The organism is Sphingobacterium sp. UBA6645 (assembly GCF_002455685.1).
Taxonomy (GTDB): domain Bacteria; phylum Bacteroidota; class Bacteroidia; order Sphingobacteriales; family Sphingobacteriaceae; genus Sphingobacterium; species Sphingobacterium hotanense.
On record NZ_DKLH01000008.1, the window covers coordinates 24104 to 46854 of the forward strand.

The 22751-nt window shown below is 43.4% G+C and carries 20 protein-coding genes; 5 read left to right on the plus strand and 15 right to left on the minus strand.

What is annotated here, in order from left to right; genetic code table 11:
- Positions 1–131 precede the first annotated feature (131 nt).
- From B2400_RS01230 to B2400_RS01240, 3 genes are all read left to right on the plus strand, one after another.
- Complete coding sequence (locus tag B2400_RS01230; protein WP_293930289.1) at positions 132–2477, plus strand: TonB-dependent receptor; 2346 nt, start codon at positions 132–134, stop codon at positions 2475–2477.
- Positions 2477–2950: a thioredoxin family protein gene (locus tag B2400_RS01235; protein ID WP_293930290.1), complete on the plus strand. Its 474-nt coding sequence runs from the start codon at positions 2477–2479 to the stop codon at positions 2948–2950. The genes B2400_RS01230 and B2400_RS01235 overlap by 1 nt, the downstream gene beginning before the upstream one ends.
- A 74-nt stretch (positions 2951–3024) precedes the next feature.
- Positions 3025–3621, plus strand: a complete 597-nt coding sequence (locus tag B2400_RS01240; protein WP_293930291.1) for an FKBP-type peptidyl-prolyl cis-trans isomerase — start codon at positions 3025–3027, stop codon at positions 3619–3621.
- A 670-nt stretch (positions 3622–4291) separates the two neighbouring features.
- Here B2400_RS01240 and B2400_RS01245 read toward each other — a convergent pair.
- On the minus strand, positions 4292–5221 hold the full coding sequence (locus B2400_RS01245) for a gliding motility lipoprotein GldB (protein ID WP_293930292.1): 930 nt from the start codon (positions 5219–5221) through the stop codon (positions 4292–4294).
- Between the two features lie 161 nt (positions 5222–5382).
- Here B2400_RS01245 and B2400_RS01250 point away from each other — a divergent pair, with 161 nt between their 5' ends.
- Together B2400_RS01250 and B2400_RS01255 are read left to right on the plus strand one after the other, a co-directional pair.
- Positions 5383–7020 carry an NAD+ synthase gene (locus B2400_RS01250; protein ID WP_293930293.1) on the plus strand — a complete coding sequence of 546 codons (1638 nt, stop codon included), beginning with the start codon at positions 5383–5385 and terminating at the stop codon, positions 7018–7020.
- A gap of 57 nt (positions 7021–7077) precedes the next feature.
- Positions 7078–7644, plus strand: coding sequence for a DUF4136 domain-containing protein (locus tag B2400_RS01255; protein ID WP_149524964.1), 567 nt, complete (start codon positions 7078–7080; stop codon positions 7642–7644).
- Positions 7645–7729: 85 nt separating this feature from the next.
- Here B2400_RS01255 and B2400_RS01260 read toward each other — a convergent pair whose 3' ends face one another.
- The 14 genes from B2400_RS01260 to B2400_RS01325 all read right to left on the minus strand — a co-directional run bounded on the left by B2400_RS01260 (position 7730) and on the right by B2400_RS01325 (position 22745).
- Positions 7730–8812, minus strand: coding sequence for a GntR family transcriptional regulator (locus tag B2400_RS01260; protein ID WP_246172443.1), 1083 nt, complete (start codon positions 8810–8812; stop codon positions 7730–7732).
- A gap of 118 nt (positions 8813–8930) precedes the next feature.
- A complete protein-coding gene (locus tag B2400_RS01265; RefSeq protein ID WP_286650562.1) occupies positions 8931–9695 on the minus strand; it encodes a phosphatase PAP2 family protein in 765 nt (254 codons plus the stop codon).
- 123 nt (positions 9696–9818) lie between these two features.
- On the minus strand, positions 9819–10772 hold the full coding sequence (locus tag B2400_RS01270) for a Dyp-type peroxidase (RefSeq protein WP_293930294.1): 954 nt from the start codon (positions 10770–10772) through the stop codon (positions 9819–9821).
- Positions 10773–10850: 78 nt separating this feature from the next.
- The gene (locus tag B2400_RS01275; protein WP_293930295.1) at positions 10851–12209 is read right to left on the minus strand and encodes an alkaline phosphatase family protein; all 1359 of its coding nucleotides are present in this window, start codon (positions 12207–12209) and stop codon (positions 10851–10853) included.
- Between the two features lie 7 nt (positions 12210–12216).
- Positions 12217–13431, minus strand: a complete 1215-nt coding sequence (eboE, locus tag B2400_RS01280) for a metabolite traffic protein EboE (RefSeq protein ID WP_293930296.1) — start codon at positions 13429–13431, stop codon at positions 12217–12219.
- Entirely contained in the window at positions 13418–14599 is a 1182-nt protein-coding gene (locus B2400_RS01285) for a 3-dehydroquinate synthase (protein WP_293930297.1), read from the minus strand. The genes eboE and B2400_RS01285 overlap by 14 nt, the downstream gene beginning before the upstream one ends.
- Before the next feature lie 13 nt (positions 14600–14612).
- On the minus strand, positions 14613–15482 hold the full coding sequence (gene eboC, locus B2400_RS01290) for a UbiA-like protein EboC (protein WP_293930298.1): 870 nt from the start codon (positions 15480–15482) through the stop codon (positions 14613–14615).
- 15 nt (positions 15483–15497) lie between these two features.
- On the minus strand, positions 15498–16478 hold the full coding sequence (locus tag B2400_RS01295) for a TatD family hydrolase (RefSeq protein WP_293930299.1): 981 nt from the start codon (positions 16476–16478) through the stop codon (positions 15498–15500).
- An 8-nt stretch (positions 16479–16486) separates the two neighbouring features.
- Entirely contained in the window at positions 16487–17329 is an 843-nt protein-coding gene (locus tag B2400_RS01300) for an EboA domain-containing protein (RefSeq protein WP_293930301.1), read from the minus strand.
- 47 nt (positions 17330–17376) lie between these two features.
- Positions 17377–18177, minus strand: a complete 801-nt coding sequence (locus B2400_RS01305) for a 3-keto-disaccharide hydrolase (RefSeq protein ID WP_293930302.1) — start codon at positions 18175–18177, stop codon at positions 17377–17379.
- A 24-nt stretch (positions 18178–18201) separates the two neighbouring features.
- Complete coding sequence (locus B2400_RS01310) at positions 18202–19362, minus strand: Gfo/Idh/MocA family protein (protein ID WP_293930304.1); 1161 nt, start codon at positions 19360–19362, stop codon at positions 18202–18204.
- Positions 19363–19385: 23 nt separating this feature from the next.
- On the minus strand, positions 19386–20423 hold the full coding sequence (locus tag B2400_RS01315; RefSeq protein WP_286650572.1) for a sugar phosphate isomerase/epimerase family protein: 1038 nt from the start codon (positions 20421–20423) through the stop codon (positions 19386–19388).
- 25 nt (positions 20424–20448) lie between these two features.
- Positions 20449–21660, minus strand: a complete 1212-nt coding sequence (locus tag B2400_RS01320) for a hypothetical protein (protein ID WP_149524952.1) — start codon at positions 21658–21660, stop codon at positions 20449–20451.
- Positions 21661–21680: 20 nt separating this feature from the next.
- A complete protein-coding gene (locus tag B2400_RS01325) occupies positions 21681–22745 on the minus strand; it encodes an aldose 1-epimerase family protein (protein ID WP_293930306.1) in 1065 nt (354 codons plus the stop codon).
- Positions 22746–22751 lie beyond the last annotated feature (6 nt).

Genomic DNA, 22751 nt, shown 5'->3' on the forward strand with positions numbered 1-22751 from the left:
GACAGAGGTCCTCCTGCCCTTTTAGTATAACCCATCTTTTTATTTTTGGTATCCATCGATATATGGATACCCGATTGGTTTATCCTATCCGGATAAGCCTAATTCATGTTGGATTTATAGCTAAATTTCTAATGACATTATTATACAACAAGTATATGTTATGCCTATTCTTTTTATGGATGGGGCAGCAAACTATTTATGCCCAAATTAAGGGGCAGGTGATCAACGATAAACAAGATCCTATCGCCAATGCAACCGTTCAAATAGACGGTACACAAATCGGAACTTCTACAGATACCCTCGGTAACTTCGAAATACATATTAACGGATTGAATAAAGCAAACCTAACGGTTCGTGCGGTCGGTTATCAACCTTTGAAAAAGCTGATTCAAGGTGAGCAGATCAATAGATTCCAATCCCTAGCATTGCATGAAGACAACCTGAACCTGCATGAGGTGGTTGTCAGTGCGTCACGCTATGGCATGGAGCGAAAGAAAGCTCCCGTTATTGTCAATGTGTTAAGCCCAAAACTTTTCAATGCCACACAATCCGTAGCCATGTCAGAAACACTCAATTACCAACCTGGTGTCCGAGTGGAAAACAACTGTCAGAACTGTGGGTTTACCCAAGTACGCTTAAACGGTATGGAAGGTGCTTATTCACAAATTCTGATCAATAGTCGTTCGGTTTTCTCCGCCTTGAATAGCGTATATGGCTTAGATCAGATTCCTACGAGTATGATCGATCGTATCGAAGTCGTACGCAGCGGAGGCTCTGCGCTATTCGGCGCCAATGCGATTGCCGGAACAATCAACATTATCACCAAGGATCCTGTTGAAAACGACTGGCAAATAAAATCGACAAACTCCCTTATTGACGGAAAGTCTTGGGATAATACAATTGACTTCAATACGTCTTATGTCGACAATGATCTGCGAGCGGGCGCGACCTTTTATGGGATGCATCGAAACAGAGAGACCTATGACGCCAATGGCGATGATTTCTCGGAGATGACTAAACTAAAAAACTTGACTTTCGGCACGAAAGCTTTTTTCAAACCATCTGAATTCAATAAGTTAACAGTTGATTTAAGTGTATTGAATGAATTTCGACGTGGTGGCGACCGCTTAGACCTTGCACCGCATTTTACCGATGTAACCGAACAGCTTCGTACAAATTCCTTTATCGGCGGCTTGACCTTCGACCAATATTCGAAGGACTTTAAACATAAGCTGTCGCTATACGCGTCGGCCCAAAAGACTAACCGCGAGAGTTTCTACGGTGGTCTCGGCGGCGGAAGAACAGCGCAGGATTCTATACTCGCATCCAATTCTTACGGCACGACAGATGACTTCGCGATGGTCGCTGGTGCGCAGTACACCTATACCTTCGAGAAGGACGTCATCACTGCCGGAGTGGAATATTCAGGAAACAAGACAGAGGATAATATCCCAGGCTATGAGCGATTGATTGACCAAAAGACGCATGGAATCGGTAGTTATTTCCAATATGAATGGAATATCCTACCGAACCTAAAGTCCCTACTCGGCGCTCGCTATGACTATGCGCACGTCGATGGAAAGTATAAGTTAGCTGGGTATAACCGTAGCTCCGCAGAAGATTTCGGAACTTTTAGCCCACGAATCACCTTGCTTTATGACATCACAGATTTCCTACAATTCCGTGGTGGATATGCACGCGGCTTCCGCGCTCCGCAAGCCTTCAATGAAGATATGCACGTAACGTCCATCGGGGGACAACAAGTCTTTGTGTTGATTGGAGAAAACCTTAAAACAGAATACTCCAATGCCTATACCGGATCCTTGAACTTCACTAAAAACTTCGGCTCCCTGCAGACCAGCCTATTAGTAGAAGGATTCTATACTGATCTTAAAAATCCATTCACAACCGTGATGACCTCCGAAGAGGAAAACCTCATCATCGAGGAGATGCGAAACGGCGCAGGCGCCAAAGTATATGGCTCCAATATCGAGCTGAATGTTGCGCCATCATCGCGTTTCAGCGTTCAAGCAGGTGGAACCATACAGCGCTCCAACTATGAAGAGAATCAATTGCTATACGAAGGGGCTACAGAAGCGGAAAACGTAAGCTCTAAGCGCTTCGTTCGCACACCAAATACTTACGGATACATTAATACAAATTGGAAACCTGTAGCACCTTTTAGCGTGGATTTAACAGGTGTTTATACCGGAAGCATGATTGTTCCGCATGTGTTGGCTGATGATCAATTCCTACTGAAGAAATCGCCTGACTTTATGGAACTAAACTTACGCCTCGGCTACACCTTCGCGTTGAAGAAAGATCTGAACATGGAGATCTTCGGCGGAATGCAAAATATCTTCAATGCCTTCCAAAAGGATTTTGACACCGGTGCATTGCGCGACTCGCAATATATCTACGGACCATCAAGACCACGAACGATTAGTTTCGGGGTTAAAATAGGACATTTCCACTAATGAAGTTGTTACAAATCATTATAGCACAACTATTCATGTCGATCTCACTTTCGCAGGCTCAGGAGCCTGCGAAAGCCGAGATCAATTGGCTTAGCTTTGAGCAATTAGATGATTCCCTGGCTACAAGTCCAAAGCCAGTCCTATTGTTCTTTCACACCGATTGGTGCAGCTATTGCAAGAAGATGCTCGATGAAACGTTTCAGAATCCGCAGGTAATCCAAAAATTAAATAAGGAATACTATTGCGTACAATTCGACGCAGAAACCGCAGATATGATCCAGTTCGATGGCGTAAATTATACGAATGACCTAAAATCTAAAAGAAGAGGGAATTACCATACCCTCGCTAAATTGATTTTGGGTAATCCAAAGCAATATATTTTTCCGACTACAATCTTACTTGACTCCGATTTTAATGCAAAAAAACACACATCCAAATACCTTAGTATTAAAGAATTATTAAAAATTTTATAATTTTTTTCACTGTTTTGTAGCACATTTATAAATTCGAACGTTTACATTAGCATTACAGATATTCACAACACATTATGAAAAACTTTAAAATTTTACTTATTGCTTTATTGGCCGTTGTTTCCGTGAGCTCGTGTATGAAGAATGATGACGCAACGCCAGGTATTGATTATGAAAAAGAAAGAGCACGTATTGATTCTACTTTGAGAGCTCAAAAACCAATCTTAGCGGAATGGGCACAAGATAATTTCGAAAATCCAGTTTATAACGATTCGCTTCAAATGTGGTACGAGGTGATCACGCCGCCAACAGATGAAAGTTTCGAGTACACTCTATCGGGATACTCTTTCGTACCAGTTTCAGCTACGGTTAAATATAAAGGAGAGTTACTTGATGGTACAGTATTCGACGAAGCGACTACTGGAACTGTAATGACTATAGGTAGAGGCCAGTGGGTTCAAGCATTCGAACGCGCATTTTGGCCCGAAAAAGTCACTATTTCGGGCGTAGATTATTATCCAGGTTTAACACCAAAGGGATTGAAGAAAGGTCAAAAAATCAGATTCGTAGCTCCTTCACCTTGGTGTTATGATAACAAATCCCGCGAAAAAATCCCTGCTGACTCTCCATTGGTGTTTACTATCGAAGTAACCGATATTAAATCAACACTATAAGTTTATTGAAACAAACATATTTAAAGAGTAGGGGCTATCCAAAATAATTGGACAGCCCCTCTTTTCGTTTACGAATAATCCGCGCGCTCGAAAGTCTCCTTTCAAGGATCTCACCCTAAGCGGCTTCAAACCTGCTTGCTACATAAGCTTTTCTTTACTCTATTCAAACCCATATCAAACCCCTTCTGAGACGGTTATGATTGGGGTTATAATTGGGTTTAGATTGGGTTTGAAAGGGGTTTGAGTAGTACTTATTAGTTAGTATTAAGATATTAGACATTAGATTTTAGACAATTTGAGTAATGTGTCAGGAAAGAAAGGAAATTTGTCTTGAACCAGAAAAAAAAGGATACAAGGATTGGCAGGATCGGGTGGAAAGGAAGGATGTAAGGATTGGTAATGTTGGAGACGTTTAGTGAAACGTCTCTACGCATTGGCGTCCAATTGGCTCCTATACAATTTTGAACTTTATAGGCGGTAATCATGACGAACCGCGTAGAGACGTTTCACTAAACGTCTCCTATAAAAAATACAATCGCCCCCTTCATATGTCACAATACCCGATCCTGTCAATCCTTAAATCCTTGCTTTCCTGGTTCAAGACAAATTTCCTTCCTTTCCTGATACAAGACACATACTCTAATGTCTAAAATCTTATGTCTAATGTCTACTAGCCCCCCTTAAACTTAGAATCTTCCAATATCTCCTGCGCATTTTCAGTTTTTAAAAGATCGACTAATGTTTTTTCGGGATGTCGACTCATATATTTTCGAACAATCTGCCAACCGATATAGCTTCCTAATTTAGGGGCAGACTCATTATTGCTGCCTAGTTCTGGTGTGAAGGGTGCTTCGGTAAAGTATTTCTGAGTTCGCAGGTAATCGGTACTGTAGAGGAGGTCTTCTTGCAGAAACCATTGCCATACGTCTTTTTGATATTGCTGAGCCCAGGCTAGCTGCGCTGAGGTATATCCTATTTTTAGGGAGTCTGGTACTTCCGTCAATTGATCCATCGCGTATAAGACCTTTCCGTGGTAGATCATCTGCTGAAGCGTATTGACGTCGGCATCCCGAACAGGGAATAACTCTTCGCGGATAACGGCTTCGATGATGCGAGGAGTGATATTTTCAGCAGTAAATCGGCGCGAAACGTATAAGGGGATGGAGCCTATTAAGGCAGGGTAAAAAGGCGAATCATTACCTAGGAACATATCGAGTCCTACCCCGATATATTTCTCTCCAATCGGCACCTGTACTTCAAAGCCAGAGAAAAAAGAAATTATACGAGGGGCTTCATATTGGGGAAAGTAATGCTTGATATAGCGAAAAGCCTGTGTAAGCTCTTCCTCCTGTGTTTTTAGATCAGGATATTTCTTCCCGATTGCCGCCGCTAAATCGACGAAATCCTTCTTTTGTATGACTTCCTTTAAAATTTCCTGTAAATAAATCGAGTCTCGAGGATCGCTGACCTTCAGCATATATTGCATGTAGTCAGCGTAGAAGGGATTGTATTTCTGCTGCCATTCCGTATTTTTCACTTGTATCTCATTGGGCTTAAGGGCTGCAATCTCACGATCGAATCTTTCGATCTTAATATCCACAGGTATGGAAGAAACATCAGGCTTTTCCTTTTTCGATTGACAGGACAGAATAAAAAAACAAAGAAACAGAATCGATAATAGCTTGTTTAAAGTACGGCTCATCAAGTTATACGCTAGTGATACACAAAATTAATTAGTAAATTTACAATAAATTCAGCCACATGAAAATTGCGTTAGCACAACTTAACTACCATATCGGAAATTTTGAAGCGAATAACCAAAAAATAATTCAAGCAATACAGACGGCAAAGTCTGCTGGGGCAGATTTAGTTGTATTTGCAGAATTAGCAATTGGAGGATATCCCGCAAAAGATTTATTACGAAACCTTTCCTATCTAACCCAATGTGAGCAGAGCATTGCAGCCATAGCAGATGCCTGTCAGGGAATTGCTTGTATCATTGGTGCACCTATTCGTAATCAAGATGGTGAAGGCAAAGCGCTATACAATGCTGCCTTGCTCCTGGAAGATGGAAATGTTTCGCAAACCGTAAAGAAGAGTTTACTGCCGGACTATGATGTATTCGACGAATACCGCTATTTCGAACCTAATAAGCAAGTAAATTGCATTCCTTTCCGAGGTAAGACCATCGCATTAACCGTATGCGAAGACCTTTGGGATGATGACGGGCCGAATTCCTATGTAGGCGATATCATGCTGGAGCTAGCGAAAGAGAATCCAGATTTGATTATCAATGTTGCCGCTTCGCCTTTTTCTTATACGCACTTTGAAAGCCGCAAGAATGTTTTAAGCCGCAATGTGATTAAGACAAATGCACCGCTGATCTATGTCAATCAGGTCGGAGCGCATGCTGATATTATCTTTGACGGCAGATCGCTTGCATTCAATAGAAAAGCAGAAATCATTGAAGAGTTAAATGCTTTTGACGAAGATTTGCAGTTTGTTGAGCTTGAAAAAGATTTAACAGCAGAACGAACAATTACTATTTCTACGAAGAGTGAAATTGCGCTGATTCACGATGCGCTAATCTTGGGACTTCGCGATTATTTCAAAAAATCAGGATTCAAAAAAGCTGTCCTAGGACTTTCCGGAGGGTTAGATTCAGCGTTAGTCGCGGCACTCGCATGCGAAGCGATAGGCGCGGAGAACGTCTTGAGCGTATTGATGCCTTCGATTTACTCTAGCGATCACTCATTGAAGGATGCATTAGATCTTGTAAATAATACGGGGTGTGCACATCAAATCGTGCCGATTAAGGATATAGCCAACGCGTTTGAAACAGGTTTAGCGGATACTTTTGCGGGAAAAGCGCCTGATACGACCGAGGAGAACATACAAGCTCGAGCTAGAGGAACTATCCTGATGGCAATCTCCAACAAGTTCGGAAACATCCTGCTCAACACCTCCAACAAAAGCGAAGCTGCCGTAGGCTATGGAACCTTATACGGCGATATGGCCGGTTCCATTAGCGTTATTGGCGATGTGTATAAAACGCAGGCCTATCAGTTGGCAAACTACATCAACAGAGATCAAGAAATTATTCCCATTAATACAATCGTTAAACCGCCATCGGCAGAGCTGAGACCTGATCAGAAAGACTCAGACTCCTTGCCACCATACGATATCTTGGATGCCATCTTATTTCAACTGATTGAAATGGAAAAATCCGCCAGCGAGCTGGTAAACCTAGGTTTCGAGGAAGCATTGGTGCAAAGAATATCCAAGCTATTAAACAATGCAGAGTTCAAGCGCTTTCAAGCTCCACCGATATTGCGCGTCAGCCCGAAGGCTTTTGGATCAGGCAGAGCAATGCCATTGGTTGCAAAATATCCTTTTTAATAAACTGGTTTTAAACCTTTAACGTTTAGCATAGTCAAAGAGAAAAAGAGTAGAATTATGAAATCGCTTTTGTCTACATTCATTGCCGGGGTCGCGTTATTTTTAGCGTCCTGTTCATCCTATAAGTATAATACTACGAGGGTGCAAAATTTAGATTTCTCACAGTATAAAACCTATGGTTGGTTGCCTCCTGTGGATTCCCTTTCAAAGAATTATTTCACGAATGATATTTCACGTAGCAACATTATCTCGACTGCAAATAAGCAGATTGAAGCACGTGGACTAACTTATTCTAAAGAAAACCCAGATATTCTATTTCGTTACGTGACGATTGTGAACAACAAAAGTCGCATGGTTTACAGCCATAGCTACGGATGGGGCGGCCCGTGGGGCATGTATCGTCCGTGGGGTTGGGGCTGGGGATGGTATGGCGGTGGTCCTTCATACCCGGTTGGAAAAGAGAAATTCCGCTACTCTCACGTTATCATAGAAGCCGTAGATCGTAAGACAAATTCGGTGGTATGGCAAGCGAGAGGTTCTGGTGAGATTAGAACGCCAGAAAAAGCAATCAATAACCTTCCGAAAGTTGTGGAAGGTATCTTCAACGAATATCCATTGAAGTAGTTTGAGCAAAGATTTTTTTAGATTTTTTATAAAAAAGAGGGGCAGCCGATATAGACTGCCCCTTTTCTATTTTATTTATCCGCCCTTAGATTGAAGGCCGCTGATTAATATAAAATGGCACTTCGACATGGTCTTTTGATTTATTGATAATTAACTCTGCAGCCATCTTTCCCATCATCTCAAAATCCGTTGATATTGTCGTAATACCGTTTAGAATAAATTTCTTAAGCGGCGTTTCATTGTAGGAAATCACGCCTACATCCTGCCCTATCTGCAGCTTCTTGTTGATAATCTTATCCAACAGCTTTACCAAATCATCTTCCGCGATATTGATATAGCAGGTTCCGACAGTAATACGCTCCTTGTCAAGTTCGCTCACCAAACAATGATTAAATGCATACTGCTGAGCAAACTTATAAAAACCTTTAATAATAGCTTTCGGATAATCGCTATTGTCCGGGAATATCAACTTGATTGTCGCATATTTGGCCAATGCCGGCAAGGCTTCTTCCAATGCACAATAGATATCCTTTTCATAATTCTCATAAACTGCAGCAAACTCCCCCTGAATATCTTCGATATACTTACCTAAAAGCACCAGCTTTTCTCTGGGAATATATTTATTGATGATCTCAGACGCCTGATCTCTACCCTCTTTAAAATGTGGGAAAAGAACGTAATAGTCATAAGTTTTGGTCAAATTTCCCAAAAGGGTCCTCAGATAAGTAATGTCGCTGTTATAAACGAATAAATCCAAAGCGGCTTCATCCGCTAGCTCGTTTGCAAATGAGTCGTAGACAATCTTCTTATGCGCGCTCAATTTGTTCAACAACATCGCAATCTTGGCGCGTTGCTTCACATCCGTTGTAGCAACGTAGTACCCTTTGCCGGGTATAGAAGCAATAACATCAGAATTCTTTAAAAATTTATAGGCTTTTTCAACGGTATCTCGAGAAATATCGACATAAACACTGAGCTCATTGATCGATGGTAACATATCATCCTTTTCGAGGGTGCCATTCTTCACCGCATCAATAATCGCAGATGCTAGCTGTTGATATTTCGGAGTTGCCGAAAAATCACTTATTTGAATGGTTTTCAGAAAGTCTGTCACCTTACTGGTCATAGGATCGGCATTATAATAAGTCAGGTTCTCTTTATGTTGCATTCTAATATAGATAAAATACTTTACTTAGCGACTATATTTAAGGAATAGCCAGCATTGGAACCCTAAAATTAACCTATGCCATTTGTTAATCTATCCTGCCCTTACACGCGATAGCTGTTTAAAATACTTTCGCTAATTGTATGCCCAAGGCATGATCTTGATAATACGGACTGATAAATGTTGTCGAGTTGTGATGTTTCCTATTAAACAATTGCGATGTCATGGGATAGGTCCAATAAGCGAGTTCTGTAGATAGTATTCCTATGCCGGCACCAGCAACAACATCGCCAACCCAGTGTCGGTCATTGAATATTCTATAGATGCCTGTCGCTGCAGCCAAAGGATAGCCGGATATACTCAGCCAGAAGTTGTTGTCTCTATACTCATGGAATAGAAACTGTGCAGATGAGAAGGCTGTCGCGGTGTGTCCCGATGGAAATGATCTTGTATTCGATCCATCCGGACGAATCTCTCCGACCCACCTTTTCGTTGGGATCACCATCGCGCCCATATAGACTTGCGAGGTGAGGTATATCATCGTTCGATCTTTAAGATTATGCTTTCCTTTAACGCCAAATATGTTCAGTCCATAAACAGCCCCTGCAGGCGCATACTGCATGTAATTATCAATAACAGCACCCACCGTGATATGCTCTCTCGTTTCGTAGCGCGTGGAGCTATTCAATTCTTTTAAACTGGGGCTTATCAAACTGGCAACCCCGTATCCAATAAAAACAGTAGGAATAATTAGCTTCTTGTAGTGGAAATGATAAGCAGGATCATCGAGTAGTATCCTACTAGAATCTATATGGTCTACTATTTGCGCCTGAGCATGACAAACGTCAAGAAAGATTAGTAGGCAGATGAATCCAATTCGCAGCATGATGTTGTTTTTCTAACAGCAATTAACGCAATTATTCAATAAAAAATATGCAAACAAAAGTTAAAGATTTTAACATTTGTAGCGATTCGTCAACCTGTATAATTTGTATGCTGGAAGATAGAATTATCCCGAAAATTCATCTAACATTTCTAAAGATGGAACGAAGAACAAACTTCCCGTCTTCGCTGTACTGAAGTCTAATATCCGATCGTAGTTTCCGGCAGGATTTCCGATAAACATATTCCTCAACATCTTCTCTACAGTCGTAAATGTGCTGGCATAACAGATAAAATAGGTACCCATCTCATTGGAACTTACTGTACCGAAAGGCATATTATCCCTAACAATCTTGAAGTCATCACCGACATTCGCCAGTGCGCTATGCGAGTTGGCAGGTTTCTCCTCATCGCTCATCTCGATATCCATATCTTTCGAGCGGCCGATTACTTTCTCCTGTTCAGCAATGGGGAGTGCATTCCAGGCAGTTAAATCATGGACATATTTTTGAACAAACAGATAACTCCCTCCTTTATACGCCGGATCCTCACCTGAAACGATAGCAAAGTAATCCCGATCGGCGCCATGTGGATTCTCCGTGCCGTCTACAAATCCTAATATCGAACGACTATCCCAATAACGGAAGCCCTGCACTTCAACAATACAGTCTGCAAAATCGTTCATAAAAGAACTGATCGTGTTCGCCATATCATAAGCCAGGCTCTTTTCGTCAGCGCGAATGTGAAAATGAAAATCAGCAGGCGTAGATACCGCTACATGCTTATCGCCGGCTATAGCCTCAAAATTCTTGAGCTCTTTTGGGAGGGGCTTTGGTAAATCTAAACTTTGCCAAGCGTCATGTCCGATTCCAAAAACGACGCTAGCCTTTGCGTCCGGAAAGCGATCCAATGCGGAATTATTCAAATTGATCACCAACGCACAGATACGCTGAAACTTCTTTTTAATTTCAGGAAGTGCCAAGGATGTACGCATTTTCCAAACCAGGAAAAAGGTATTATTATTCGGATAATCGGTGACATTTTGTGCATGATGTGCACTGTAAGACTTATTAACAGCCATAGGAAATTCTTAATCTAAAAACCATCTGCTTCAACAACGAATAAACGGCATCAATGTTTTGATCCGAACTTTTGAATTCTACTGATCCGTTCCGAAGATTTTATTAAGAATAATCTCCTTTATTGCTGTAGGCTCCAGAGAACCTTCAAACTTGTCCTTACTGATCCATATTGGATAATATTGCCGCTCTACCTCCACTATTCCATGCGAACCTTTGACCAGGTTGGCATCCAATGGCGTAATATCTAATACCGCACGAAACCCAATCTTTTTCAATAAAAGCTTAAAGATTGCCCTAGATTTCGAGGTCATGAACATCTCTACAGGATCGTAGCCGGGCTTCTTATGAATATCGACCATGCGCGCATAGTCTGGAGCCTTCGCATCGTCCTCCCAGAAATAATAGGTAAACCAGGCATTCCGCTTTGCTAGTACTAGTAAATCGCCGGAACGCTCATGGTCCATACCATAGGATTTCTGTTCTACTTTATCCAATACTTTATCCACCCCATCCAAGCTTGACAGCAGGTTTTTAACCTTGGTCTCTATGGCTTTCGATTTACAGTAAACATGCGCAATCTGATGATCGGATACCGCGAAGGCATCCGACGCCGCTGCATCGAGCAACTCCAAACCTCGCTCCATACGAATCCCCAAAAGTCCCGCTTTTCGAAGCGCTCGATTGATATGAACCGGCTGATCAACCGCCGCGATACCATATTCCGAAAGAAGAATGACTTCAATATTTCGACTTTCAAAGAACTCCACTAGCTCTTTCACAAGGCTATCGATCTCCAACAGTTCGTTTTTGATTTTCTCTTGATCTGGACCAAACTTCTGTAAGCAGTAATCCAGGTGCGGAAGATAAATCAAATTCAATGTGGGCTGATGCTTCTCCTCCACATACATGGCCGAATTGGCAATCCAACGGGAGGAAACAATATTTGCATTTGGTCCCCAAAAATTAAATAAAGGGAATTTACCAAACTTCTCCGTCAGCTCGTCACGCAAGCTAGCAGGATAAGCATAGCAGTCGGGCATCTTTCTGCCGTCTGCTAGGTAATTTGGACGTGGTGTAACCGAATAATCCGCATCGTTGTACATGTTGTACCACCAAAACATCTGAGCGCAACTGAAGTCAGCATTGCGCTTCTTCGCGGTCGTCCAAATGCTCTCCGCCTGCACCAGCTTATTCGATTGTTTCCAGAACTGTATCTCCGAAGCCGAATGATCGTACCAACCATTTGCCACAATCCCATGTTCGCTAGGCGTCGTGCCTGTTAAGTATGTCGTCTGCGACGCAGTTGTCAATGCCGGCATTACTGGTTTAATATCCCCTAAATGATTACGCTTTACAAAAGCATTCAAAAAAGGCGTGTATTCGCCAAGTACCGACTGTGATAAACCAACTACATCTATTACGCAAACTCTATTCATCTCTATGTTAATCTTTTAACTCGTCTAATAACCATTGCAACTCCCTTGCTATTGAATCCTGAATCGGAATCTGCAAAGATGGAGGCAGCACCCCCCAGGTGTAAGTCTCTATTTCCAAATGTCGCGACCGCTCTTTCTCCTTATGCAAAGCTAAGACCTCCAATATATCTTGCTGTGTGGAAGACACTTCGCCATACTGCTCTAAGAATATAGGCACATGGAAATGGCTGCGCCATTCTACCTGATCCAGATTCTCGATATGGGGCAGCGCATCCATTAAGTCGCGATACTTAACCAATTCATTCTTTTTATCACGAGCGATAACCTGATGAAGATAGATCGGTTCATCAAATTCCTCCAGCACCTTCTGCTTATGAAGCCTGTCGGCAACATCATCAGTAAACTGTACCTTCAGCGCCGAGCTGATCTGGAACTTACCGATGTTAATTCCCAATTTTTCCAAACGCTTCATTGCTTCCGGATGCTGTTCGTATGCCAGTGCAAAATGACAAACATCATAACAAAGTGTAATATATCGATTGATGATGTGCTTTGACTGCTCTGCATCCAAACCCGCCACCATCTCAAAATATGCGCGCGCTGCTGGCAATAGTTCTTCCTGATACCAAGCAATAAACTCATCCACATTCTCAAGTACACCGTCAGGTTCAGGCTCTATATCCAGGTGCATATACTTCCCTGTGCTAATTTCCTTCTGATACAGAAAGTTTGCGACCTCCACAATCTGCTGTGTGGCCTCATGCCGCATCGTCCGCCATTCCTCGGCCGACTCATCAAACCAAAAACGATAACTAAGCGGCGATGTTGAAATCCCCGCCTCTCCTTTATCCGGTATCAGCTCCGCCAAGATTTTAAATAAGGAGATCGTATAGTCCTTCCGCTTTTTGCTCGTCCAATCCGGAAAATGAACCATATCCTTCACCCGCTTCTCATGGAAATCCCCAAAAGGAAAACCGTTCAGCGTAAAAACATAAATATCATTACGCTTCAGCCATAGCTGGAACTCCAGCAAGCATTCAGGCTTCAACAATTCTTCACTCGCTTCTGCCGAGATACGCAGACCTAAGCCAAAGGGAGCATCTGGAGAAACAGCCTCTTTGATCGCAGGAACATGCGTCCGCAACTGATCAAAATGCGAATGCCAATCCTGTCCTGGGTGTATATTCGTGCAATACGAAATATGTGTGTTAGCTAACTTCATCCAATTGATTATATGCTTGTTGAAACTCACTTAAAAAATCAATCGCCTGTAGCACATATTCCGTATCAATCTGATGGTAATCCTTGCCTTTACCCATCCGCTCTAATAGAACGACAGTCAGGCGACCGCCCAAGTGTTCCTGGAACTCCGTCAGACCCTTGATCAACTGCTGTTTTCCTTCCGGTTTCGATAGGATCGGATGATATACCGGCAATCCGAGATGATGAATCAGATGAACAACCGAAAGCGCCTCATGCTCCGAAAGATTGCCAATAAGGTAAGAATAAACGACGTCGATCGCTATCCCTATCGCCACAGCTTCGCCGTGTAGCACCTCAAAATTACTTAGCTGCTCCAGTTTATGAGCACTCCAATGCCCAAAATCCAAGGGACGCGAAGATCCCAACTCAAATGGATCACCATTTCTGATATGTTCTAAATGCAAATCTGCACAGCGATATATCAACTCGCTCATGGATTGAGAATCTCTGCGCGGTAGATCATCCGCTTGGGCCTGTATCCAGTTATAAAAATCCAGATCCTTGATCAGGGCAACTTTAATTGCCTCAGAAATCCCAGCTAACCAAGATCTATTATCCAATGTAGATAAAAACGAATAATCATTGAATACTGCGACAGGTGGTGTAAAAGTTCCTAAGAAGTTCTTCTTTCCTTTATAATTCACGCTGTTCTTTACGCCAACACCCGAATCATTTTGCGAAAGCACCGTTGTCGGAATTCTGATATGGCGAATCCCACGATGGGAAATTGCAGCGGCATAGCCCACTAAATCCAGAATTGCCCCGCCGCCGATAGCAACGACATAAGAATGTCGGTCGACACCGTATTCATCTATAGCTTGCACGATAGACTCCAATGCTTCCGGATTATTTTTGCATACTTCTCCGCCAGCCAAGATCAACGGCTCGCCAGCGAGAACAACGTCCTCCAGATCCTGAAAATAATCCTTCAGCTGTCCCGCCAAGGCTGGGTGATTTTCCCAAACACCACGGTCCACAACGAAAAGGACCTTCTGCTTGAAATCCGGATTTCTACGTTGATAGAAGAAATCCCGAAACAAGTTATTTTGTGGGGCAAAAATGCCCTCTGTGAAATAGATATTATAAGAATAATCTATGTTAAAGCCTTGTTTTAACACACGTTCCATACGTTAGAAATAATTAGGTGACAGCAAACTTCTTTGCTAAAACAATTGAGACCGGTAGGATGCAACAGACAGCCAAAGCCAAAACCCAAAAACCGCTCAAAGCAATCCAACTGGCATTCATTAAGATCAAGGCTAAAACCCCAAACTTAACGGCTTGTCGGATATCCATGGGCGCTAGTGTTTTTAGAGCTTTAAATAATGGTCTCGCGATCATTGCAACAAATCCAGCGATAAAAAGGAATGCATAGGTATGCCCGCTCTGCCAAGCGAAATAACTCAGCGTAGCGACAACCAATAAATACAATACTAGCGAAACCTGCATGGCAGTTTTATTATTTCCATACACCTCCCCTCGAGAAATGTTAGTAACCGATGCAATATAGATGAGCGGCACAAAAGCGAGATACCAATAGGATAGCGAACTTGGAATAACCGCAAAACCCAGCAACAGGTTTAAACCGCGGCACATCCCCATCGTAATTGGACCCAATACGAAATGATGTTTCGCCTTTCCATTATACACTAAGCACATCAGCACAATAGCCAATGCCATGTAGAAGCAGGTCATGTTAACCTGATAGGCCAGCCAGCAAGCAATAATAAAGGCCACAGCGCCAAAGATTGCCGCAGATGATATATCGATGCGTCCCGACGGAATAGGGCGTTCAGGGCGCTCTATCTTATCTAATTTCGCATCGAAAACATCATTATAGACAATGCCTCCTGTATAGAGCAGCATGCTGGAAACGACTATATTGAGGAGGACATCCCAGGATGGTAATGCTTGCTGCATAAACAAACAAGCAATAGCAAGTCCTGCCAACACATCGCTAATAGCGGTCAACACGTTTGAAGGTCTAATCAACTGCATCCATGCCTTCATATCTTCTCTTCTGCCTTATGAAATAATAATAGAACCTTTATTTAAGCGTGGTTGTTGTCCGCCGCGCAAGATGGTGTTTCCTTCAAACTTCGCAGTTGGGTCAGCATTCAATGTTTCATTGAGTGTTGCTAAATCCAAATGATTAGCCACAGCGAATGCATCGATTGCATTGCTATAGGTCACTTTCTCCACACTCTCCCGGTCAATGCCTTTCTGCAACATCAGCGCCGCGGTTTTAGGAACCGCCAAAGGATCACTGATTCCCCAATCTGCGGCCGAGTTTACCATGATGTTTTCAGCGCCATAGGTCTTCACGATATCCACCATGCGCTCATTTCCCATTTTCGTAAATGGGTAAATAGTGAAACCAGCCCAGAAACCACGATCCAGAACATCTTTAACCGTCTCCTCAGAGTTATGATCGATGATGACCATTCGTGGGTCTAAGCCATGCTCCAAAGCAATTTCCATGCTACGCAGTGTACCACGTGTTTTATCGCGATGCGGCGTATGCACCTGTACCGGTACATTCGCCTCCTTAGCCAATTCCAATTGCGCTCTATAATATTTTTCTTCAGCTGCCGTCTGGTCGTCAAAACCAATCTCTCCGATTCCTAATACGCCCTCTTTGTAGATAAAGTGTGGCAATAATTCCATCACCTGCTCTGCGAGCGGTTCGTTGTTCGCTTCGCGAGAGTTCAAACCAATCGTACAGAAATGGCGAATGCCAAACTGCGATGCTCTGAATCGCTCCCAACCGATCAGGCTGCTATAATAATCTTTAAACGTATCAAGACCCGTTCGCGGCTGCCCTACCCAAAAAGCCGGCTCAATTACCAGTAGAACACCGGCATCAAACAAGGCTTGGTAATCATCAGTCGTTCTGGAAACCATATGGATATGCGGATCAACAAATTTCATCCCTTTTATCACATCCAATTCCAATGGGATAGGCTTACCCATACTGGCTAAGTCTCTATTCAATTCAGTACACATAGGCTTTTTTATTTATATGCTTCCAATACTTCTTCTATTGGAGAAATTTGTTCCAACGCTTGCGCATGAGCCGACTTAAACGAGTCGCTTAACTGCTCACGATTGCTTGACAAAGATTGAAGCAGGATTGATTTCTTGGTCTCATCTGCTTCCTGCTCATAAGATTCCATCAGGATATCCAATGCGCGTGCCGGCAGATGCTCTTTCGCTAATATCCATAACATCGGATGGATCTCGCGCTTTGCAGAGTGTCGCTCATAGATATAGTCGACGATGGAGTCTGCTAATGATTTATTATTTCGTTCAAATAATCCGTGGATATTCAAAATCTTCTTCCCGGTAAAGAATGCCTTCAGAACCAACTGATTCCAGTATTCCTCATCTAGGTATAAAAAGGGAAACGTGTTATGCTCGATGACCGCTTCCTGAACCGTTCCGATATTACTGCGGATACCTTCCTTACATCTTTCTATCCAGCTTTCCGGATAGTCGAGCAAGGGAAGTGCAGCATAAAGTGCTTCGAGTTCATGCATATCAGCGAACTCGAATAATCTATTGATAAATTGTTGATAGCTAGCCTCATCATCGGAAATCTGCCCGAGCAAACATACCCGTGCAAGCTTCAGGACGCTCCAGTTCACTATCAACAACTTATCGGTATCTTCTGCAGGAATACTAATTAAGGATTCGCGCGTATCAAAGGATAAACGCCTATTCAGCGTGGAAAAAATACGGACAAAGTGCTTCTTGTAATCGTCTTGAATTTGTTGGGTGCTCAGCTCTAAATATGCCTTCTCTTCATTAGAAAGCACTTGAAATAGTCTTTCAGTTACTTTGTCGGTAGTTTTCATTGCTTAGGTTTATTCAATATTAGCAATTCTGCACATCAAATCCAAACCTACTTCAGGATTTTGATCTGCATATCCTTGTACTCGATTTTCATTGGCGGACCCACGTGAACTTGGACACCAATCAAACCTTTATCGTTTTTATTTTTCGAGTCATTGTCAATGACTTCACTCATCAATTTACCATTTACAAAATGAGAAAGCTTGTTCCCTTCTGCAACAATTTCGATATCATTCCAATCTTCCGATTTAATCGCATTCTTCAGCGTCTCTAAATTATCGATCGTGTCCAAGACCCTTCTGTTTGTCCAGGCATTACCTTTTGCTTCGGCAACAAGTCCATCCTCGATCTCGCGAATCTCTGTGCGCTCACCGCGATAAGCTAAAGTCGTACGCTTGCGCTCTTCGTAGTTCTGCCCGGTGTAGTTCTTCTTGCCGTCGATGTCCGCCTGATAACCTTTCAATGCATAGGGTAGTTCCGTAAAGCGCTCGCTGCGGTAATTTATCCCGCTATTTCCCTTATCCGAAATCTTAAACTTCGCACGCAGCACAAAGTCGCCCGGCTCACCTCCCTTCCAGATAAGAAAAGTATTGTTCTTTAGTTCGGCTCCTGGTTTTATTTCACCCGACAACACACCCTCTTTCATAGACCAGATCGTCGAGTCGCCCTCCCAGCCATTCAGGCTATTTTGATCAAGCATGGAAACAAAACCCTGCTCTTCAGAATCTTGAATCGTGCTATCCTGCCCTACTTCTGCTTTCTTTTCGCTCGTATTGCCATTGCAGGCTGTAGCAAGCAGCAGTGCACTCAGGCACATGCTGCTATAGGCTAGGTTTTTTAGTTTTTTCATCGTATAGCTTAATAGATCGATTACTTATTTATTTTTCCATTCTACGTCGGTTTCTTCCCATCGTCTGTTTTTTGCCGAGGAGATAACCGCTTCACAGACTTTCTGTGTTTCATAGGCATCACGGAACGTAGGATGACACTCTTCGCCTTTTTCCACGCTCTCTAAAAAGTCTGCAACTTGGTGAATGAACGAGTGCTCATAGCCAACCGATAAACCCGGTACCCACCACTTGTTCATATAAGGTTGATCGCCATCCGTCACATGGATAGAACGCCAGCCTCTAACGGTAGAGTCGTCTGCATTATCGAAGAACTCCAATCGGTTCAGATCATGTAAATCCCAGCGTAAGGATCCTTTTTCTCCGTTGATTTCAAAAGTGAACAAAGCCTTATGCCCCCTTGCATAACGTGTAGACTCAAAGAGTCCTAGGGAGCCATTATCGAAGTGGCAATGGAAAATACAGGCGTCATCGATCTTCACGTCTTCCATCTTCCCTGTTTCCTCATGCATACGCTGCTTGACGAAAATCTCCGTTACAGACGATACATCCTTGATTCCACCATTCAGCCACATCGCCAAGTCGATACAATGCGCTAATAAATCGCCCGTAACCCCAGAACCTGCAGCCTCCGCGTCCATACGCCAAAAAGCACGGCCGCCTTGCGGTAGGTTCTCGTTGATTGTCCAATCTTGTAGGAAGTTGGTCCGGTAGTGGAAAATCTTCCCTAATTTGCCCGAGTCAACAATCTGCTTTGCCAAGGTAACAGCAGGCAATCGACGGTAATTATACCATACCGTATTTTTTACATCTGCCGATTCCACCGCGTCTACCATTTGCTTTCCTTCTTCCAGCGTTCTGGACAAAGGCTTCTCACAAAGTACCATCTTCCCCGCCTTTGCCGCAGCAACAGCAATCTCGAAATGCATATTATTCGGTGTACAGATGTCAACCGCATCAATATCGTCACGCTCGATAAGCTTGCGCCAATCCGTTTCGTACGACTCATAACCCCACTGCTCCGCAAAAACCTTTACCTTATCTTCACTGCGCGAACAAACCGCTTTTAAAACCGGCGTATATCCTAAATCAGGAAAGAAATTAGGTACGCGTTTATATCCGTTGGAGTGGGTTCTTCCCATGAAACCACAACCTATTAATCCAATTCTTAATTCTTTCTTACTCATAATACTTGTCGATTTACTGTTGATTATTCAGACCATCCATGTTGATCACGCACTTTGATTAGCGTCTCTAAAATAGAGTTCCAGGTTTCTTGCTTATGCATCACCTCATTTGGGAACATACAGCCGTCCCAACAGATATGATTGAACGCTTTCGTCAAATTACCTTGCTCATCGCGCAACCAGTAACCTGCATCTTTCACGATATCTAATCTTCCGTTCGGATCCGTAGGCAAACAGTGGCGACCCGTCTTATCATGCGAGCCTGAACCGAACACCGTACCGTCGTTCTGAGCAACATGGAAATCAATGGTCCAAGGACGTAACTTCGATGTCAGGAATTGTAAGCCACGCTCTAATTCCGCCCGATCGCTCCATTCAAAATCGGCTTTCAGTATTCTGTCTTCCGGCGCATTGTAGCCCAATAGATACAAAAATGTATGCGACATATCTGCCTGGAAGCCGATATTATCGCGATCCACCATTTCTAATGTATCCAACATGGTTTTCCAGCTTTGCATCCCGCCCCAGCAGATCTCACCCTCCGCAGCAAGGCGCTCCCCATATTCAGCAGCAGCGTCGCATGCTCGACGGAAAGTCTCCGCAATAAGCTTCGTATTCTCTAAAGGATTCTTTGCCCAATCCTCGACACCTGAAGCCGAGTCTATACGAATCACATTGTTCGTACGGATTCCTTGTTTGCGCAATTTATAACCGAATTCTGCAGCGCGTTTTACCACATCGACAAAACGGTCGCGGTCTTCTTGCGAGCCCATAGCTGAACCTCCATCCGGTGGCCAGATCGGCGCTACTAAAGTCCCAATATCTAGTCCATAGCCGCCGATTTTGTCGACAACCCAGGAAATATGATCATCTGAAGTATCTAATTTTACGTGCGGATCGAACAGACCTAAGTCTACCCCATCAAATTTAACCCCATTTACATTCGCAGCAGCGGTCTTTTCAAGTAATTCATCTAATGAAATAATTGGCTCATGATCGCCTTTACCCACGATTCCAGGCCATGTCGCATTGTGTAATTTTGGAAAATTGTTCTTGCTCATAACATATGTTTTTAAGGTCTTTTACTTATTTCTTGATCACTAAGTCCGGATTGTTCGGGCCAAAGTGCTTCAGCATCACGATCGGATCTACCTGCGAATGGTTCTCAATCCAAACTCCCTTTACTGCGGCTTCCTCAGACACGAAATACTCATCATACGTAAGCTGCCCATAACGGATCAACGATGGCGTTTCAATCGTCCAATCGTTCAACTTACCATAACCCTGCATCATAATTAGACCATAAGCGGCAGCATCTTGGATCAATACTTTCTGCCCCGGAAAAACCGTCAATTCCTTCGCTGAAAATGCCTCAGACTTATAGCAAATCCATTTCTCACTATAGCCTGCTGCTTCCATTTCTCCTTCATCCTTTACCGGAATCGGCGCCATGAAGCGGTTCTGCATCATATTCGGATCAACGTTCAAATCCCAATCAATAATATCCATCAAACCATCGTAATTCCCGCGTTGATCTTCCGGAAGTCCTTTCCATAACAACTCCTCGTCAATAATCGCCTCATTGACCAACGATTGGTACATCGCGAAGACATCAGATGCTTTTTGTGGCTCGTAGGTACACATACTGCCCGGCGCGTGCAATAGCCCCGGAGGAACATCCCAACCAGTACCCGGCTCCAAGCGGTATGCCTGAGAATAATTGGTGATTTTATTATCTCCTTTAGAGAAATTCTCTAAACATTCCTTGATCGTTTCCTTTGACGTGCCTGGCGCAATCCCCATAAAGGTATATGGAAAATCACCGCCATGATTGTTCAGCTGCGGAGGGAAGTAGTATGCCTCGGGCTTACCTGCCTGACCGATTAACGCTGCTTTCTCATCGTTATGGTGAATGTGATGAGGCAGTGGACCCATGTTATCAAAAAACTTCGAATACATCGGCCAGCTTTGATACTCATCCCATAAGCGGTCACCAATAAGGCGGCCTTTCAATTCGTTTACAAAATCCGACAACAAGATTTGCTCCGTCTTACCATCTTCCTCATATACTACAAAACTTAAGCCTTCGAACTCCCCGGTCAAAGGGCCGTTCTTTGCTGGCGTTGTAGATGAAAACCAACGCTCATCGATCCCTCCACGTTCGCCCCCTAGCACATAATAATCATCAGGATGAAGTTTAATGCGACGACCAGGTACACAAAATGATCTCGGCACCCAATTCGGTGCTAGCCTTAATACTCCTTTTCCTTGCTCAAAAGCCTTTTCAATATTTGCCATTGGATTTATGTTTATGTTGATTAATTCTTGTTTATAATTTCTTCGATACCTGAAGCGGTATCCGATAAATGTATGGTTAGCTCGTAGGTTCTTTTTTCGTGGGGCTTCAGCATGATAAGTTCCTTGCGCTCGCGCAGTTTCTGCTGGCCCACCGGAGGATTGGTTCCAGGTTCTAGGCCCGTTACATATTCCCCCTTGCCCCAGTGCTGCCAATTCGTAAGCCAGGGCAATTGACGCTTATCGAACGATAAGCGCAGCGCTAAACCCAATTTTTCATTATAGATCGCGCAATGGCTCATATGCTGCGCATCCGCAGCGATATCGATAAAAGCAGCCTCTTCACCGCTGCCTTTATGGTCGTCGCGAGGAACCTGACAGCGTTTAAAAGACTCTCCTTCCTTAAATATCTTGTTGGCTTCGCCGTGCTCGCGAGCTGTCCAAGCACCTTCCCACAGCAACGCTGTACCTTCATCAATTAAAGGCCACCCAAAATTAAAATGATATAAAATCATATGAGGAGTATCAATATTGCCGACATTAATGATCTCATCAACGATGTGTAATGTGGGCTCGCCTAGCGTACAACGGATGGTGCGTTTCATTTCGATGTTGGTACCTAGGGGGTGGCCTTGTTTAATAATGCCTGTAATAAACATTTCTCGATCGCCACTGATCAAGTCAGGTTGTTTTACCTGTATAATTTCTGCCGGGGTATTACTGATTTGATCGTGCAGACCACGACGACCGAATTCATCTTCTTCCGGACCGCCCACATGGGTCAAACCGCAGGTAACTAGTAAGCCACCGCCGAAGGTCCGCAACCAATCGACCCCACGATCGGAAAGTGGCTGTGGCGGTGTGACGCCCAATCGGCTGATCCAACTCAAATTGTATTGGTTATATGCCGCATCAGCAATGTCCATAGCGCGATCTAGAAGCACTTTGAACCGTAATCCGGCGCCCGTGTTGATCCAGGCAATACGAGAACCGCGACCCAATCCATTGTCTAAAACAGAGGTTTCAATCCCGCCTACCTGTGCCGTATGCGATACTTTGTCTAACCAATCCTTATTCGAGTAATCCACGATCTT